Origin of the sequence: Lachnoanaerobaculum sp. OBRC5-5, assembly GCF_000296385.1 — a bacterium.
GTDB lineage: Bacteria > Bacillota > Clostridia > Lachnospirales > Lachnospiraceae > Lachnoanaerobaculum.
In genome coordinates this window covers 329675-345291 of sequence record NZ_JH815185.1, presented here as the reverse complement: position 1 = coordinate 345291, position 15617 = coordinate 329675, and the positions used below count along the sequence as shown (strand labels likewise).

At 32.8% G+C, this 15617-nt stretch carries 18 protein-coding genes; 1 reads left to right on the top strand and 17 read right to left on the bottom strand.

Translation table 11 applies throughout. The annotated features are described in order from the left end of the window. Nucleotide 1: 1 nt before the first annotated feature. The 13 genes from HMPREF1135_RS01635 to HMPREF1135_RS01575 all read right to left on the bottom strand — a co-directional run bounded on the left by HMPREF1135_RS01635 (nucleotide 2) and on the right by HMPREF1135_RS01575 (nucleotide 10414). Nucleotides 2-409, bottom strand: a complete 408-nt coding sequence (locus HMPREF1135_RS01635; RefSeq protein ID WP_007591293.1) for a hypothetical protein — start codon at nucleotides 407-409, stop codon at nucleotides 2-4. A 268-nt stretch (nucleotides 410-677) separates the two neighbouring features. Continuing rightward, nucleotides 678-2009 carry a tagaturonate reductase gene (locus HMPREF1135_RS01630; RefSeq protein WP_007591291.1) on the bottom strand — a complete coding sequence of 444 codons (1332 nt, stop codon included), beginning with the start codon at nucleotides 2007-2009 and terminating at the stop codon, nucleotides 678-680. Between the two features lie 258 nt (nucleotides 2010-2267). Next, entirely contained in the window at nucleotides 2268-3311 is a 1044-nt protein-coding gene (locus tag HMPREF1135_RS01625) for a hypothetical protein (protein WP_156804093.1), read from the bottom strand. Nucleotides 3312-3440: 129 nt separating this feature from the next. After that, complete coding sequence (locus HMPREF1135_RS01620) at nucleotides 3441-3707, bottom strand: hypothetical protein (RefSeq protein ID WP_007591287.1); 267 nt, start codon at nucleotides 3705-3707, stop codon at nucleotides 3441-3443. Between the two features lie 49 nt (nucleotides 3708-3756). Then, a complete protein-coding gene (locus HMPREF1135_RS01615) occupies nucleotides 3757-4173 on the bottom strand; it encodes a DUF523 domain-containing protein (RefSeq protein WP_007591285.1) in 417 nt (138 codons plus the stop codon). Continuing rightward, nucleotides 4170-4685: a GrpB family protein gene (locus tag HMPREF1135_RS01610; RefSeq protein WP_007591283.1), complete on the bottom strand. Its 516-nt coding sequence runs from the start codon at nucleotides 4683-4685 to the stop codon at nucleotides 4170-4172. The genes HMPREF1135_RS01615 and HMPREF1135_RS01610 overlap by 4 nt, the downstream gene beginning before the upstream one ends. Nucleotides 4686-4707: 22 nt before the next feature. Continuing rightward, nucleotides 4708-5229 carry a GNAT family N-acetyltransferase gene (locus tag HMPREF1135_RS01605; protein WP_007591280.1) on the bottom strand — a complete coding sequence of 174 codons (522 nt, stop codon included), beginning with the start codon at nucleotides 5227-5229 and terminating at the stop codon, nucleotides 4708-4710. A 251-nt stretch (nucleotides 5230-5480) separates the two neighbouring features. Next, nucleotides 5481-6350: a hypothetical protein gene (locus HMPREF1135_RS01600; RefSeq protein WP_007591278.1), complete on the bottom strand. Its 870-nt coding sequence runs from the start codon at nucleotides 6348-6350 to the stop codon at nucleotides 5481-5483. A gap of 233 nt (nucleotides 6351-6583) precedes the next feature. After that, on the bottom strand, nucleotides 6584-7123 hold the full coding sequence (locus HMPREF1135_RS01595; protein ID WP_007591277.1) for a DUF1697 domain-containing protein: 540 nt from the start codon (nucleotides 7121-7123) through the stop codon (nucleotides 6584-6586). Nucleotides 7124-7148: 25 nt separating this feature from the next. Beyond that, complete coding sequence (locus HMPREF1135_RS01590) at nucleotides 7149-7694, bottom strand: DUF6609 family protein (RefSeq protein ID WP_007591276.1); 546 nt, start codon at nucleotides 7692-7694, stop codon at nucleotides 7149-7151. A gap of 37 nt (nucleotides 7695-7731) precedes the next feature. Beyond that, nucleotides 7732-8760: a S66 family peptidase gene (locus tag HMPREF1135_RS01585; RefSeq protein WP_007591275.1), complete on the bottom strand. Its 1029-nt coding sequence runs from the start codon at nucleotides 8758-8760 to the stop codon at nucleotides 7732-7734. 149 nt (nucleotides 8761-8909) lie between these two features. After that, entirely contained in the window at nucleotides 8910-9872 is a 963-nt protein-coding gene (locus tag HMPREF1135_RS01580; RefSeq protein ID WP_007591274.1) for a ComEC/Rec2 family competence protein, read from the bottom strand. After that, on the bottom strand, nucleotides 9869-10414 hold the full coding sequence (locus HMPREF1135_RS01575) for a hypothetical protein (RefSeq protein WP_007591273.1): 546 nt from the start codon (nucleotides 10412-10414) through the stop codon (nucleotides 9869-9871). Before HMPREF1135_RS01575 ends, HMPREF1135_RS01580 begins: the two co-directional genes overlap by 4 nt. A gap of 187 nt (nucleotides 10415-10601) precedes the next feature. Here HMPREF1135_RS01575 and HMPREF1135_RS01570 point away from each other — a divergent pair, with 187 nt between their 5' ends. Then, complete coding sequence (locus tag HMPREF1135_RS01570; protein ID WP_007591271.1) at nucleotides 10602-12098, top strand: BCCT family transporter; 1497 nt, start codon at nucleotides 10602-10604, stop codon at nucleotides 12096-12098. Here HMPREF1135_RS01570 and HMPREF1135_RS01565 read toward each other — a convergent pair. The 4 genes from HMPREF1135_RS01565 to HMPREF1135_RS01550 form a co-directional block, all read right to left on the bottom strand. Further along, entirely contained in the window at nucleotides 12085-12312 is a 228-nt protein-coding gene (locus HMPREF1135_RS01565; RefSeq protein WP_007591270.1) for a helix-turn-helix domain-containing protein, read from the bottom strand. The two genes, HMPREF1135_RS01570 and HMPREF1135_RS01565, sit on opposite strands and share 14 nt — an antisense overlap. An 87-nt stretch (nucleotides 12313-12399) precedes the next feature. Continuing rightward, nucleotides 12400-13329, bottom strand: coding sequence for a glycosyltransferase family 2 protein (locus HMPREF1135_RS01560; protein ID WP_007591269.1), 930 nt, complete (start codon nucleotides 13327-13329; stop codon nucleotides 12400-12402). Continuing rightward, nucleotides 13322-14167 (bottom strand): LicD family protein, encoded by an 846-nt coding sequence (locus HMPREF1135_RS01555; protein WP_007591268.1) that lies wholly within the window; start codon nucleotides 14165-14167, stop codon nucleotides 13322-13324. The genes HMPREF1135_RS01560 and HMPREF1135_RS01555 overlap by 8 nt, the downstream gene beginning before the upstream one ends. Nucleotides 14168-14269: 102 nt before the next feature. Continuing rightward, nucleotides 14270-15616 (bottom strand): hypothetical protein, encoded by a 1347-nt coding sequence (locus tag HMPREF1135_RS01550; RefSeq protein WP_007591266.1) that lies wholly within the window; start codon nucleotides 15614-15616, stop codon nucleotides 14270-14272. Nucleotide 15617: the final 1 nt, after the last annotated feature.

Below are 15617 nucleotides of genomic sequence, written 5' to 3'. Positions count from 1 at the left end.
TCTAATCAAGTTTTTGTAGAACAAATGCTCCGCTTGAATTTCCCACTCTTGTATAATATTTTACCCCTACTCCCGGTGTAATAACACAAACTGTATTCTTATAATCATATATGGCATATGAGCCGTTATCCAATGTAATCGTACAAAAACTCTCACCGGGATCTATTGTATAATTTCTATATTCACGGGTCTTTGTGTCCATATATGTCCCATCTCCATAGAAATCAGTTCCAAAAAAAGAAATAGCATCTGAATTCACTACATCAAAAATTTGATCTGCACAATATGTACTACCTATTGGCTTTTTTATAGAATTATATCCATTAATACACAATATAAGAATTATTATAATAAATTCTATACCGCAAATAGCAAATGCTATAATCCGCTCAATCAGCTTTTTTTGCATAGGCATTTCCCCCATTTATTTCTTCCGACTCTTGATTAAACTGTATCTCACGTTCAATAGCTGTAGTTGTATGTGATGACACAAAATAACCGTCATTAACTCCTTCCTAATTCTAATTAATTTTCACAGTCTATATATCTTGACTGAATTATATCACTCTTCATATTTTTTTCAATTGATATCTTCCCCGGGAATAAGAATTTGCAGCCAACACTAAAGCCTTTAGAACAAAATAAAAAAGGTGAAGTTTCCTCCACCTTTAAACAACTTATTTTAAGAGTTCATCATAGCAAGCCGCTACACCGTCCTTTTCTATCTTTTCAAACCATCTGTTTACGATATCATACATATCGCTAAGGTCCTCACCCCAGTAATCTTCTCTCTTTAAGATATCCGCTACCGAAGCGCTCTTCATAAACTGTACAATCTCTTCACCGTCATTTGCCTCGTCCGTCTTATAGAATGCAATAAGTGCAGCCAATGAAAAACTTAGTATCTCAGGATACTTTCCGTTTTCAGCCTTATATTCCAATATTGTAGGAAGTACTCTTGCTCTGAACTTTGACACTGAATTAAGCGCAATTGATAAAAGCTGATGCTTGATAAAAGGATTTGAAAATCTCTCAAATACAGCCTCACCAAACTTTCTGTTGTCCTCGGTATCTCCTATTGTAGGTATTATTTCCTCAAACACAGATTTTCTAAGAAGTGATGATACCTTTTCATCCTTCATGCACTCGCCTACTGTCTCAAGTCCGTACAATCTTGCAGCTAAGACCATTGAAGTATGTGCTCCGTTAAGTATGCGAACCTTTCTCTTCTTATACGGATCCACATTGTCTGTCCAAACTACATTAAAACCTGCCTTTTGTAGCGGAAGCTCATCCTCGTGATTTCCCTGTATTACCCAAAGGTGGAAAATCTCGGCTGTATCCATCATATTGTCCTTTTGACCGATTCTCTCCTCAAGTGCCTTATGTTCATCTCTTGGGAATCCTGTAACAATTCTGTCAACCAATGTAGAACAGAAGCTGTTTTCTTTTTCAAGCCATGAAGCAAAATCCGCTCCAAGCTCCCATTTGGAGGCATACTGCTTACAACATTTTAAAAGTTCTTCACCATTGTGATCTATAAGTTCACATGAAAGTATAATAAATCCCGGCAATCCTGCTTTAAATCTCTCATATAAAAGAGCTGTAAGTTTTGCCGGAAAGCTGTTTGCAGGTTTATCTGAAAGCTTGTTATCATCTTCATACACTATTCCGGCTTCCGTTGTATTTGAAACAATAAATCTGAAATCAGGATTCTTTGCAAGATTCAAATATCCTTCATAGTCATCATATGGATTGATACATCTGCTGATAACATCTATATGAGTATGCTCATCTACCACCTTACCGTTATCAACTCCTCTTAAAAAAAGATTGTATTCACAGTTTTGCGCTTCAAGCATCTCACACATACCGGTCTTTATAGGTTGAACAACCACAACCGATCCCTCAAACAAACCCTTGTCATTTAACTTCTGGAAGAAATAGTCTACAAACCCTCTCAAAAAACCGCCTTCACCAAATTGGATGATTCTCTCTTTAGCCTTCATATTATACTCCTAATATTTTTTATTAACTACTGCAGCCATTGCCATCAGTAATCTGTTATCATTGAAATAATTTTACCTACTTCAATGTCATCTTTCAGCTTCCGCATCTTAGCTTTATACATTGATATATTCGCTTCATATCTTCAGACTTTGTTTCCCTTTTTCGCTCTCTAGTAATGTAAGCGTTTACATTTTTGAGTATATAATATTTGAAATTCTTTGTCAATCAAAAAAGACAGCTAAAAGCTGCCCTATAAATTAAATTAGATTATTAAACTTTTCTATATTATCCAGATAAGGGTATATTTTCCCATCTTTTATCGAATCGATATCTACTAACTTTATGCAAGTAAGTTCTTCCATTTCTGTAAGAAAATTCTCCAATTCTTCTTTAAAATTAGATTCTTCTATATTATTTGTAGTAAAGTCATAATTTTTTATCTTGTCAACAAAATTACGCACGCATAAATCACCTAATTCAATATATCCGTGTTTATTGTATTTTTCAACCTTTACTACCATATTAATAATACTTTGTTTGTTATCACTATTATCACTTAAATTACTGATAATATGATTTTTGCATCCAGTTAATTCTTTTGATAATTTATCACTTTCTTCTTTACTGACCTTCGAATAATTTCTATATCTACATATAAAAATTTCATCATTTTTTTCATATAGATATAATACATTATCGCGATTATTATCATTCTTCTTTTCATAAGCATAATAATATGCAATATTTTGTTCTGTACCACTTTTTTTATACACTCCATAAATTAGTGTAGGAATGAAAATTACACTTCCCAGAACAACAATAATCATTGAAACTTTAGGCATTTGTTTACAAATATATGAAAAAGATAAGGAAAAGTAATAAATACCAATCCATGAAGCTATAAGAGGTAAAATCAAATCTTCTCTTATACATATAATCCTTATCTTCGTCCAAAATTTATACCTCATAGCTCCAATTTGTTTATTAAGGTTCCATATAAAAGCAACGTTTGCAATGATTGCAATGATTGATAGAATAAGAAATAGTGACCCACTAAATAATTTAAAATAGCTGAATTTATTATCATTAGTTATATATAATGTTGAAAATAAAATAAATAACAAAAAAATGATAAATACAATACTAATAATTAACCGCTTAAAACTATATTCCACTTTCTTATCATACTCCAATAAAGTATACCTTATTGGATTTATATGTATTATACTGTACAACACTAACAATAAACTTAATACACCTGCTAAAGATGTAATTCCTAAAAAACCACCTAAATCATTCATAAAATACATAATAAACTCACTTTCAAATGTCCTTATGCCTTAATGTCATGTTAACACAATAATATTTTGTAATCAATTATTTTGTAATATATTTCAAATCAAAAAGACAGCTAAAAGCTGCCCTATAAATTACTCATCTTTCCAAATATATTTTTCAGGATTGCACCATCCACATATGTAATCAAGCATATCCGCAAACCACTCTTTTGATAATCCTTCCTCTAAGCTTTTATAATATTCAAAAAAAATATTATATACAGAATCTTTTGAAATTCCCAAATCATGTATAGCGATTAATAAATCATACCCCTGTTTACTGTAATCAGAAAAATTCGATTCTGTAACAGCTTTAGAAAGTTGTTTTATCTTATCAAATAATATATCAATATCATTCATTTGTTTACCTCTATATTTTGATTAAGAAAGCCGACAGCCCCCTGTCTATCTATAAATCCTCTACATCTATCGCCTTTATTCCGTTTCTCCTTAATAAATCTGCAAATACACCCTGTCCTGATATAATTTTTCCTGAAAATGAACCGTCATATATCGCATTTACCCCACATGAGGGACTTCTGGACTGTAATATAACAATATCGGCATTTTGCTCTTTTACTGTCTCAAGTGCTGCTCTTGCACCTTCACGAAATTCTTTATCAACAGAGGTGCCGTCATTGAGACTGACTATACCGTTTACTATTTCCGCAGGTTCTCTTGGAATAGGCAGTCCGCCAAGGACTTCCGGACAAACAGGTATTACCTCATGTCCTTTGGTATAATCTCTTACTTTTTCACTGTAATTATTTCTACCGTTATATTTACAATTTTCTCCAAGTAAACATGCACTTACCGCTATTTTCATTCTAATAACCTACACTTCTTATAAATCTTTTCAATAATTTTTGATTTGAATTCCATATACTTATCTATATCATCCGGATAAAGTACTGCTGCCTGTTCTTTCACCTTTGAGTACTCAGCTGCTAAATCAGGATTATTTTTCAAAAAATTTCTAAATGTAATATGTTTAAAAAGTTCCTTGGAATCTTTCGGACATACATATAAATGATGTGTCATCAATTCTTCTTTTCCGGAGTATGAAAAAGCTTCTCTACCTTCAATACCCAAATCTCCCTCGTGTTCATATCCTTTTTTATTAAGTAATTCCTTAATAATTGCAAATTTGTCCTTTTCAATAACAATATCAAGATCAATGACGGGTTTTGCTGATAGTCCTTCAACTGATGTACTTCCAACATGTTCAATTTTGATTGAATTGTAAATGATATCTTTGCCTAATGAAGCTACTATCTTTTCATATTCATATTTCCATTGCGGATTCCATTTTTCTACTACGACTCTTTTGGTTCTCATTTTCCGGTCATCTCCACAAATTCTAACTATAATTTTTCTGTCTCAAATCCAGATACATTATATCAAAATCTATATATGAATCTCCTATTTTAAGATATGCGAAAGATGTACCGATTTTTCTGAATCCGAACTTCTCATAGACATGAATTGCCCTAAAATTATCACTTCTAACTTCAAGATTTATTATCTCAATACCATGTGACTTGGCATACTCTATCACCATTTTAAGCAATCTGCTTCCAAGACCTTTATTCCATTCGGATTTCAAAACCATAATACCAAGTTCCGCTCTGTGATTCATTCGCCTTGGCATTCCGCTTAAGCTTACATCTCCGATAATTTCGCCATCTCTCCATGCAAAAAATGAGCATGATCTTTCATCTTTCAAAACAGATTCAATATATTCCGCCTCTCCTTCAACAGAAATAGGAAAACCTTCCGCTCCAAATGACAGATTATCCGTCTCTGCTCCTATCTTCTTTGAATATTCTATTCTCGCCAAAGCATCCTCAGGAGAGGCTTCTTTTATAATTATATTATCCACTTTGTACCCTTTTTCTAAAAAATAAAAACTGCGACAAATTTATAAATACAACAATATTTAAAATAACTGTTTTTATTTGTTTTTCCGTATATAAACAAGTTTACTTCTTTTTGTTTTTTAATAAGTATATTTCATAAAATATATACCTATAAAAATCAAATAGCCCCTTATCACGGGGCCATTCACCACTACATTAAAATAGCTTTTTATAATTTGATAGTCAACACTTTTATATTTACAATGTTACAAAATTAGTAAATAGAATATGATGCCTTTCCCTTCTCTTTTCTCAGAGTACTCATAATCAAATCAGATCCGCTATGAAGTGCTTTTATCTGTTCCTCTGTAATATCTTTACCACGATCGTTTTCCTCTCCTGTGTAAAATGCAATTACGCCTTCTCTAAAAGTTACAAATACAGCCATTCCCATCATTTCCTCAGAATTCTCTTGAAGAAGAGCAGAATCCACTCCTTTTGTTGTGTAATAATAACCAACATAATAAGCGGCATTATTTACATCCTGATCATTATTATCTGCTTTCAAAAAATTTATATGCCCCTCTTCTCTTATGAAATCAAATCCATTTATATTCACTTTATCAGATTTGTCAACAATTATATCAATTTTATCATCATCACCGGAACCTAATCCAGCATAATCCTTTAATCCAATGCCCCAAAACTTTTGTGTCCTAAGAATATCCGGTACTTCTTCAAGTTTATCAGCAAATTTTAATTCATAATCTTTTGCCTTTTCTTCAGTAAAGCTTTCTCTGATAAGTAAAGCGTTGAACGGATTTACTACCGGTGTTTCACCTGCAACATTTTCTCTTTTATTTGTAACACTTCCTCTTTGATAATTGCTTAATGCACCTATCACACCGGCAAAACATACATGTTCACCTTTAGGTAAAGAATCAAACCAACCAAGAGAACCAAGTCTCGTAGGACATATTAAATCCTTTTTATTTTTTGTCGTTTTTTTCTTAGATGCTTCCACAGATGAGGATATTTCAGTTTTATTTGTTTCCGCATCTGTCTTATTAGAACTAACTCCACAGCCGCTAAAAATTGTCGCAATTCCTAACACTAAAGCAATACACCATATTCTTTTTTTCATTTGTTGCCCTCCACTACAATATTCATCAGTGTAATAAATATACACAGAATTTTTAATATTATATTTATCACTTTAAATATTTATATTAACAAAATACCCTACTTTATATATAAAAATATTACATTTAACTTTTCAATTAATCAACAAATTATTTTCTTAAGATTTATTTTGTATTATCTAAATGATATAAATACAGGAAAAATTAGGCCTTAGCTATTCATATAACCTGGCCTTTATTTTTCAAGGATCTTAGCTGTCTTTTCAAATGTATTTCCATTCCGTATTGTTACCTGCTTATAAAATTCCTGTTTTATAAGCTTTTTGTGGTATATAGTTTTCATGTATTCCGATTCATCATACTTTCCCCAAAATACAGCATTTTTACCAATGTAAACTATTTCATTATAAAACGTGGATTTGTCTATAAAGTCAAAGATTTTGCTTCTATCCAAATCATAGGAAAAGAATAAAACGTCTCTTCTTGCCATTTCTTCATACCACCATTTTGGAAGTCTCTCCTTCTCTTTCAAGTACTCTTCTTTACTAATTAAAGTAAAAGGGATTGAAAAGTTAAAATTTGTCTCCAATAAATATTTTATCTTAGAGATACAACTTTCATAGCTTTCCCCACTGTTAAAGAATAAATTCCCGCTGTTAATGTAAGAATCAACATCCTCAAATCCCAATTCAGTTAACAAAACTTTCAATTCACTCATAGCGACTTTATTCTTTCCACCAACATTTATACCACGCAATAAAAGTATATATCTCAACTTACTTACCTCTATACACTAAAATTCATCTCTGCTTTGACGGCTTTGAAAAAAACAACAGGTAAATTCCAATTATGAACTTAATTGCCGCATCAATATATGCAATCACAGTTACAGGAATGCCTGAGAAAATATATCCTGTCAAAATATTCAAGGAACAAACAGCACCTAAATAAATCATTGATTTTCCATGTACAAAGTAATACATAAAAAAGTGTATTGCGGTCGCCATCAATGCTCCCAACCAAATCAATCTCCAATTCTCATCGGCAAAGAACGGTCCACCAAGTAGTGACATTAATACAAGCAATAAAATAATTGCATATAACGACACTTTTCTTTGAAATTCAGAGGAACTTCCATCAGACAATTTATTTAGTACTTTTTTATTCATATTAACAGAAAAAAAGCTGATAATATATCCTAAGCAAAACACCTGCATATTTATGATTTGTTTTCCGCCAACAAAAGTAGCCGCTAAAATAACTGCTGCTACCAAAATCAACCATAAGCCACATGCCCTCTTATAATTGAATTCCGGCTTCTCGTTTTTATTATATTTTAAAAACACATAGCCTCCTTAAGTATTTCTGCAACAAGCATCCGATTTAATTATCAAAAACAATCACCTGCTTATCTACATTTACCTCGGCTTCAACTCCGAAAGGAATAATACACCTCGGTGTTGCATGCCCCACATTTATATTATAAACAACAGATAAGTCTTTATCTCCGATTTCCTCAAGTAAAATTTGCTTATACTCCTCATAATATACCTCATCTTGAGGCTTTCCGACTAAAACACCTGAGAGCACATCAAATATTCCATAATCTTTTAAAGCTTCGATCATTTTTCTATATAGTTTCGGTTCAGGTTTTTCCTCACTTGTTTCCAACAATAAAATTTTATTCTTCCAACCTTCAAGACTTGGGAATAAATCATATTTTTTACAAAGAGATACCGTATCTTCAAATCTTGAATTATCAAATATATCATAAATTGAATCAATGCAACCGCCCAAAATCTTACCTTTAAATACCGGCTTACCGCAAAGTAATTCAAATCCGGTATTTTTATATTTTTCCATATCAACTCCGATAGAATTCTCACTGAAGTCTTCTCTTTCCTTATACCAAAACTCACTTGGACGTATTTCTTTTATTTTTCCTGTTGTAATAAGCTCCTCAAAGTATTTTTTTGTATATGGCAACATATCATTTGAGAGCTCACATATATCAGGTAAAAATGCCTGACCGTAGAATGTTTTTATTGCCACTTTATTTAGCATAAAATGATTTTTGGTGGTATCTGAAAAGCCTAAGAATATTTTTTGTTTAACGTGCCTTTTCAGCTCATTGTTTTCAAACAGATATGGCAAAAGTTTATATGTATCTACTCCTCCTATTGCACATAAAATCATATCAATAGAGTCATCCTTAAACGCTTCTATCAAATCTTTAGCTCTACATTCGGGATGTTCTTTTATAAAGTCCATACCCTTAAGCGAATTAGGCAAAAATTTAACCTCTATACCGTATTTATTTAATCTTTCCACACCTATTTTAAGTTCATGCTTAATAAAACTTTCTCCTAAAACACCACTTGATAAACTGACTATTCCTATTTTCTTTACCATAAATACCTCAACATTCTTCTATCTGTTTCAACATCTTTATTATACTATCAATTTTCATAAATTCACTATATTATTTATCATTAAAACAAAAACCGGTACAAGTATTGAATCCACAACACCTGTACCGGTTCATCATTTTTGGTATTAAATTATTTGATGGTCTGGTCTCCGTCCTTTATAACAAAGTTCTTCTTTGTTCCCAACTCTTCCATCCAGGATCTAACCTCAAGAGTCTTATAATTTCCGGTATTGTAACCTGAACCTCCGTCATTGTCCCAAAGCCACTCAGGAGCATTCCACATAGCTACCTTAGGTGCTATAAGCTCATAAACATCTTTGTTTACACCGTACTGACCGTGATGAGCCATCTGTACGATATCAGCCTTTAACTCTGAAGCAGGTACATCCGCCTTAAGTCTCTCACCTGCTGCAGGTCCCATATCTCCTAAGAATAATACTCTGGTACCGTTGTCAAAGTCTAATCTGAAAACTACGGATGAATTGTTGATAGAGTTTGACTCTATCCAATAAGGATCATTGAGTACATGTATGGCTACACCGTCTACATAGTAAACCTCACCCTTGCTTGTCATATGAGATACACCTGCAGGTAATTTTGCTATTGAGTTTCTGATAGTATTTACCATCTCGGCTCTATAGCTTTCATATTTGTCATACCATGCCTGCTCTCTTATATTGTAGTAGAATGCATCTATCTGCAATCCCTCAAAACCGTTCTCTGCAAGCTTTGTAAATGCGCCGCCGTGATCGCTGTGAGGATGTGATAAAATCCATGCACTTACTTCATTACCGAAACTCTTTATAGTTTCTACCAAGTGTGGCTCATCTGCAGGAAGACCTCCGTCTACTACAATAATCTTGCCGTTCTTTGTCTTAATGACAAAGCTCATCATCTGACTCTTTGTAGATGAGGTGAGCATATGGATTTCGGCACCGTTTAAATAAGTATCCGCATCTGCCGGTGCACCCATTACAACCTTAGGATACTTTGATGAACTCTTACCTATAACACCTGCAAATGATGTCATACTTGTACTAAGTACCATCAATGAACATAATGACGCCATCAGAATTTTCTTTAGAAGTTTCATTTATCCCCCTTTTTTTTCTGTAATTCTAAGTTAGTATTAGTCCCTGCTTCAATAACCTGATTCACAATATATCTGGAGTTTTCCATGATATCATCTTCTCTAAAAAGCTGTACCTCAAGATCATACTTATCAAAGAGTCCGCCATAAGAGTTTTCGCTTGATTTTTCTATAGAAAAATCCTGAGTTGCGGCATAATCATTTACTGCTTTAATATATTCAGTTCCGTATGCCAATGCTTCATCATCACTGATTTCATTTGACAGTGACCATATAAGCAATACCCTATTTTCATCAGCCTTAAAAGCCATATCAATATAATCACTCATCGGGTATAGAGTTTTGTCATTGAATTGCTCTTCTGCGTCACTTCTTATTTGAGTCCAATCCAAAGTTATATTTTTTTGAGTTTCAAATACAGGCTCATCCACCTCTTTATTCATCGAGGAATCTCTGACGACTATATCCGAATTTGCACAGGCTCCTGAAGATAAGGCAAATATTATAGAAACAATTCCTATAATATGTCTTTTAAATTTAATCATACATGAATACCTTTCCTTAGACATTTACTAACTTTTATATTATATCAAAGGGTTTTGTTTTGTGTAGTGTTTTTTTGATTATTCCATATTTTTTAAGATATTTTTTATATCTTGATTTATCGCTATAAAAATGTTATCATGTTCAATATCTTAGTAAATATTTTGTTTTTGAACATTTGGAGGCGTTATGAAAAAATCTGATATTGATTATTTTGTCACTATAGTTCCTTTTTTACTTGTGATATCACTTGTAATATTATTTTTCATATTTCCTGCTCAAGCCGGAAATATACTTGCACAAATAAGGAGCTTATTAAACAACAGCCTGGGAATATTTTACCTTATATTCGGTTTGTTTATATTCTTATTATCCATATATATTGCATTTTCAAAATACGGCAGTATAAAGCTAGGAAGCGGCAAAAAGGAACATTCAAACTTTGCATGGGGCACTATGATGTTTACCGCAGGACTTGCGGCTGATATATTATTTTATTCACTGTGTGAATGGATGCTTTATGCAAATGAAGGCAGAATCAGTTCTCTGGGAGATACTACACTTTGGTCCGCCACCTATCCTTTATTTCACTGGGGTCCTATTCCATGGGGATTTTATGTTGTACTTGCATCATGCTTCGGCTTTATGCTTCATGTAAGGAAAAGAACAAGGGCAAAATATTCAGAAGGACTTAGAGTACTTCTGGGTTCCAAAGTTGACGGTATTTGGGGGAAAATTGTGGACTTGATAGCGGTATTTGCACTTATAGCAGGTACGGCCACTACATTTTCACTTGCCACTCCGCTTCTTTCACAAACAGTTGCCAAACTTTTCGGTGTTTCAAATAATAATATACTTACTATAGCTATTTTGATTGTGACCTGTATTATTTATTCCGCCTGTGCTTATTTGGGCATTGACGGTGTATCAAAACTTGCATCCTGCTGTACTTATCTGTTCTTTGCACTTTTGATATATGTATTCTTCGGCGGCGGACATGGAAAGTTTATACTTGAACTCGGTTTTACTTCACTTGGAAACCTTGTGAATAATTTCTTTTCACTTTCAACTTATATTGACCCTACCGGGCAGACAACTTTTGCACAGGACTGGACAGTATTTTACTGGGCGTACTGGATGGTATGGTGTGTAGCCACTCCGTTTTTTATAGGAAGTATCTCAAAGGGCAGAACAATTAAAGAGGTTATACTTGGCGGATATATATTCGGTCTTTCAGGTACATTTATGTCTTTTATAATACTTGGAAACTACGGTATTGCACTTAATGTGTTCGGACAGGTAGACTTATTAAAGATATACAATGAAAGTCAGAACCTATACCAAACCATAGGTGAAGTAATATCATCTCTTCCATTGCCTTTTATAGCAATGATACTTTTGATCCTTGCTATGATTACATTTTATGCTACTACATTTGATTCCATAACACTTGTAGCCGCATCTTATTCATATAAGGATCTTGAAGACAAAGAACCTTCAAAAAAGATAAAGCTTTACTGGTCAATACTTTTGATACTGCTGCCTATAGGACTTATTTTTTCGGACAACTCCATGTCAAACCTACAGACTGTGTCCATTATCGCGGCATTTCCTATAGGAATTATAATGCTTTTACTTATAATTTCATTCTTTAAGGATGCCGATATGTACCTTAACGGTAAGTGAAAATTTCGTGATTCCAAAACTCGCCTATGGATATTGAAAATCCTATGGCGAGTTTTTCTATACTCAAAATACTTGGATTTTTAGTCCTGCCTGAAATGATGTCTTTTATAGTAGTCTTGGGAACACCGGATCTTTTTGATAATTCATAGATTGTAATATTTTTCTCATAACATAATAATATAATTCTTTTAGAAATTGCCTGTGATATATTCATATGCTCTCCGATTTTAGAAATGTATTTAAATTTAGAAATATACTTTTATTCTATCAAAAAAAGAGCCGTTTTCACAGCTCTTTATATTTAAAAATTAATTTTTTCCTCAACTATATATAAAGGACGGTCCTTTTGCTCGGCCAGTATAAGTCCCAAATATTCTCCTATTATTCCCACTATAAAGAAAAGTACCGAGAACATAAAGCATATCAAACAGATAATTGTTGCATAACCGCTCGGTGTACCTACTCTTAAAAAGGATACAACAGTATAAATCATCATTATGATAGCCAAAAATGCCGCCATTCCACCGGCATACATTCCAAGTTTCAAAGGAAGATTTGAGAATGTCATTATAGTATTCATCGAAAATCTGAAAAGTTTTTTTATTGAATACTTGCTCTCTCCCGCATACCTTTTTCTTGCCTCATACTCTATATTTGTGGTATTGAAACCTACATTCTGAACATAACCGCGAAGGAATCTTGTCTTCTCTCTGTAGTTATTTCTTAAAATGTCGGCAACCCTTTTTGATATTCCGAAGAAATCGGATGCATTACTTACAAGCTTCATATCGCTTACTTTATTGATCACTTTGTAAAATCCCGCCGATGTTATATTTTTCAATATACCTGCCGATTTATTCTCGGTTCTGACCATATTTATTATATCAAAGCCCGAATCAAATTTTCTAATTATTTCAGGAAGTAATGTAGGAGGATGCTGTAAATCGGAATCCATACAGACAATATAGTCTCCGCTTGCATAATCTATACCGGCAATCATAGCCGCCTCATGTCCGAAGTTTCTTGAAAAATGTATAACCTTCACATTCTCATCATCTCTTGATAATTTAAACAAAGTGCTTCTTGATCCGTCAGTACTCCCGTCATTTACAAAAATTATCTCATATGGATTATCAATTAATAGAAGAACCTTTATTGTCTCTCTGTAAAATTCAAATAAAACTTCCTCTTCATTATATACAGATACAATAATTGAAATCTTCTTACTCATATACTTCTATCTCCGTACTTCCATGCGTCGGTACTCTGTCAGCTTTTGGAGGAGGTGTCATATAGTCTCCGTAAACCAGCTGTAATACATTTTCGTATTCATCTATAATTGATAATGAAATATCTTCAAACTGAATTTTGATATATTTCTCATACCATCTGCTGTTTACCTCTATGTCGATATAATCCGGTTGATAATTGCTGTAATACCAGGTGTTATTTTTTCTGCCTTTATAAAACAATTTTGAAATCTTATCCTGTATACGGAATAGAAATTTCATAGGTATTATTTTACCGAAGATGGAGAAAAACAATATGGCGATTTTCATCATACCCTTATACTTCTTGAAATCAAGCTTCTTTCTATGTCCCATGGAAAGAAGATATATAAGCTTTTGAGTAAATAGTGTAAACTTTTTTAATGTTTTTTTGTTCGGCAGCTTATCTATTATAAATATATCAACCCAAAGATGATTGAGTTTACCTTTATATGGATCTTTTTTATCCTGTTTTTTATGTCTGATACTGGGCTTATAAATGATTCTTGGAGTAAAATCGTAAAATACCTTTCCTCCTTGAAATTCATCAGGCATTATAAATTCCAGCTTATCCGATAATTCTCTCTTAACAATTTTTCTGAAAGACTCAAAATTAGCTCTTGTCATTGCAATATCGGCATCATCATCCCAAGGTATAAATCCCCCATGTCTGATAGCTCCAAGCAATGTACCAGAGTCCAAAGTATAGTTTATTTTGTATTTTGTACATATTCTATCTATTTCCTGTAAAATATATAGATTTGCTTTCTGCAAAGCCAACATTCCGTAAGAATTATCCATTTATAGGCCTCTTTTCAAAAATATTTATATTTAAATATTAACTACATCATTCTACACTCTTTATACCTTACAAATCAACAGGAAACTACAATATTTATATCACTATTCAGAAAAAATATTAAGTTTTTTTGACTTGATAATACCAAGTGCTTCTCTTGTCTTCTTCGGATTATGATATTGTAAGACTTTTTTCAAAGTCTCATCGCTTTCATTCTCGAAATTCTTTGCCACTTCCATCTTCACTTCAAAGCTTTCCAAACGATACTTTGCCATTCTAAGCTCATTTCCGGCAGTGGAAATATTTCCTAAAAATACAAGTAATACAAATACTGAGACCACCGCCTTTGCCAATGGTGACATACTTTGTTTCTCTTTATTTACATGTATTTTCATATAAGCGAATGTCAACATCACACCTATAAGCCCCGCACCAAATTGAAGTGCATATCTTGAACTCATGGCATACAAAGGATTTAAAAAAATCCACCTTGTCAAAATAACCATGGCATGACTTAAAAGTCCTGATACAAGCATAAGCATCGGGAATAATGTAGACTCATATATTTTATATTTAAAATTCAAATACAGAGCATACAGATAAAAAAATATAACTACAGCTCCTATAATACTTGTTACAATGATACCTATTTCATATCTTTCCACTATACCGATGCTTAAAATATCTGATGCAAAGGTATTTAGCCCGAATAAAACAAAGTACAACGGATTTCTTCCGAATACGGCAGTCAGACTTTCTGTTGTTGCACCTGCATGTTCCGTATAAGAATTTGCGTATGAATACATAAATGCAGTCAAGGAAAGTATCACAGGTATTGCGAGTGTAAACATAATTTTATTCTTTTTCTTAATTGTGTATAAAACATATACAATTATCAAAGTAACACCATATGCAAGTGAATATGAACCTGCTGCAAACAGTATCGTGAACACAGGCAGAATAATATTTAAACCAAACTTTACTTTTGTTTCCCTGTGTATATAAGAATCAAGTATGTAAAAATGCAGTGCAAACAGAAAGAATGTAAAAAAATGTACCCAACCTGTTCCGTTAGTAATCATTTCCCATTGAGAAAGTGAAAAAACCAGCAGCATTACAAGGATAAAATATCTGAGATTTAAATTTTTGTTTGCCATAAATATTCCGATTATAATTCCCATAAGCGAAAGGAATATAACTCCCAAAGCCATATCAAACATTGTTGAATATTTAAAAAAGGCTACATTTATCATTCTTTCAAAATATGTTATAGGCAATCTTGTAAGTACATCCTTGCCAAAATAAGGCTTCGGCGAAAACGGATCCTTAAGATAGGTATTTATTATCCTAATATAATCCGTATAGACCACATCAAGCATTGCACTTCTTATATATGCACTCAAATATATGGCTCCGAATACCGGCATGAAAAACGCTAAAAACTTCTTCATT

Bases quoted from the DNA above. Each gene is read 5' to 3' on its own strand.
- HMPREF1135_RS01610 (WP_007591283.1), bottom strand. From the start codon at position 4,685: ATGAGAACCAAAAGAGTCGTAGTAGAAAAATGGAATCCGCAATGGAAA.
- HMPREF1135_RS01620 (WP_007591287.1), bottom strand. From the start codon at position 3,707: ATGAATGATATTGATATATTATTTGATAAGATAAAACAACTTTCTAAA.
- HMPREF1135_RS01585 (WP_007591275.1), bottom strand. From the start codon at position 8,760: ATGGTAAAGAAAATAGGAATAGTCAGTTTATCAAGTGGTGTTTTAGGA.
- HMPREF1135_RS01550 (WP_007591266.1), bottom strand. From the start codon at position 15,616: ATGAAGAAGTTTTTAGCGTTTTTCATGCCGGTATTCGGAGCCATATAT.
- HMPREF1135_RS01600 (WP_007591278.1), bottom strand. From the start codon at position 6,350: ATGAAAAAAAGAATATGGTGTATTGCTTTAGTGTTAGGAATTGCGACA.
- HMPREF1135_RS01575 (WP_007591273.1), bottom strand. From the start codon at position 10,414: ATGATTAAATTTAAAAGACATATTATAGGAATTGTTTCTATAATATTT.
- HMPREF1135_RS01565 (WP_007591270.1), bottom strand. From the start codon at position 12,312: ATGAATATATCACAGGCAATTTCTAAAAGAATTATATTATTATGTTAT.
- HMPREF1135_RS01555 (WP_007591268.1), bottom strand. From the start codon at position 14,167: ATGGATAATTCTTACGGAATGTTGGCTTTGCAGAAAGCAAATCTATAT.
- HMPREF1135_RS01625 (WP_156804093.1), bottom strand. From the start codon at position 3,311: ATGAATGATTTAGGTGGTTTTTTAGGAATTACATCTTTAGCAGGTGTA.
- HMPREF1135_RS01570 (WP_007591271.1), top strand. From the start codon at position 10,602: ATGAAAAAATCTGATATTGATTATTTTGTCACTATAGTTCCTTTTTTA.
- HMPREF1135_RS01560 (WP_007591269.1), bottom strand. From the start codon at position 13,329: ATGAGTAAGAAGATTTCAATTATTGTATCTGTATATAATGAAGAGGAA.
- HMPREF1135_RS01635 (WP_007591293.1), bottom strand. From the start codon at position 409: ATGCAAAAAAAGCTGATTGAGCGGATTATAGCATTTGCTATTTGCGGT.
- HMPREF1135_RS01630 (WP_007591291.1), bottom strand. From the start codon at position 2,009: ATGAAGGCTAAAGAGAGAATCATCCAATTTGGTGAAGGCGGTTTTTTG.
- HMPREF1135_RS01580 (WP_007591274.1), bottom strand. From the start codon at position 9,872: ATGAAACTTCTAAAGAAAATTCTGATGGCGTCATTATGTTCATTGATG.
- HMPREF1135_RS01615 (WP_007591285.1), bottom strand. From the start codon at position 4,173: ATGAAAATAGCGGTAAGTGCATGTTTACTTGGAGAAAATTGTAAATAT.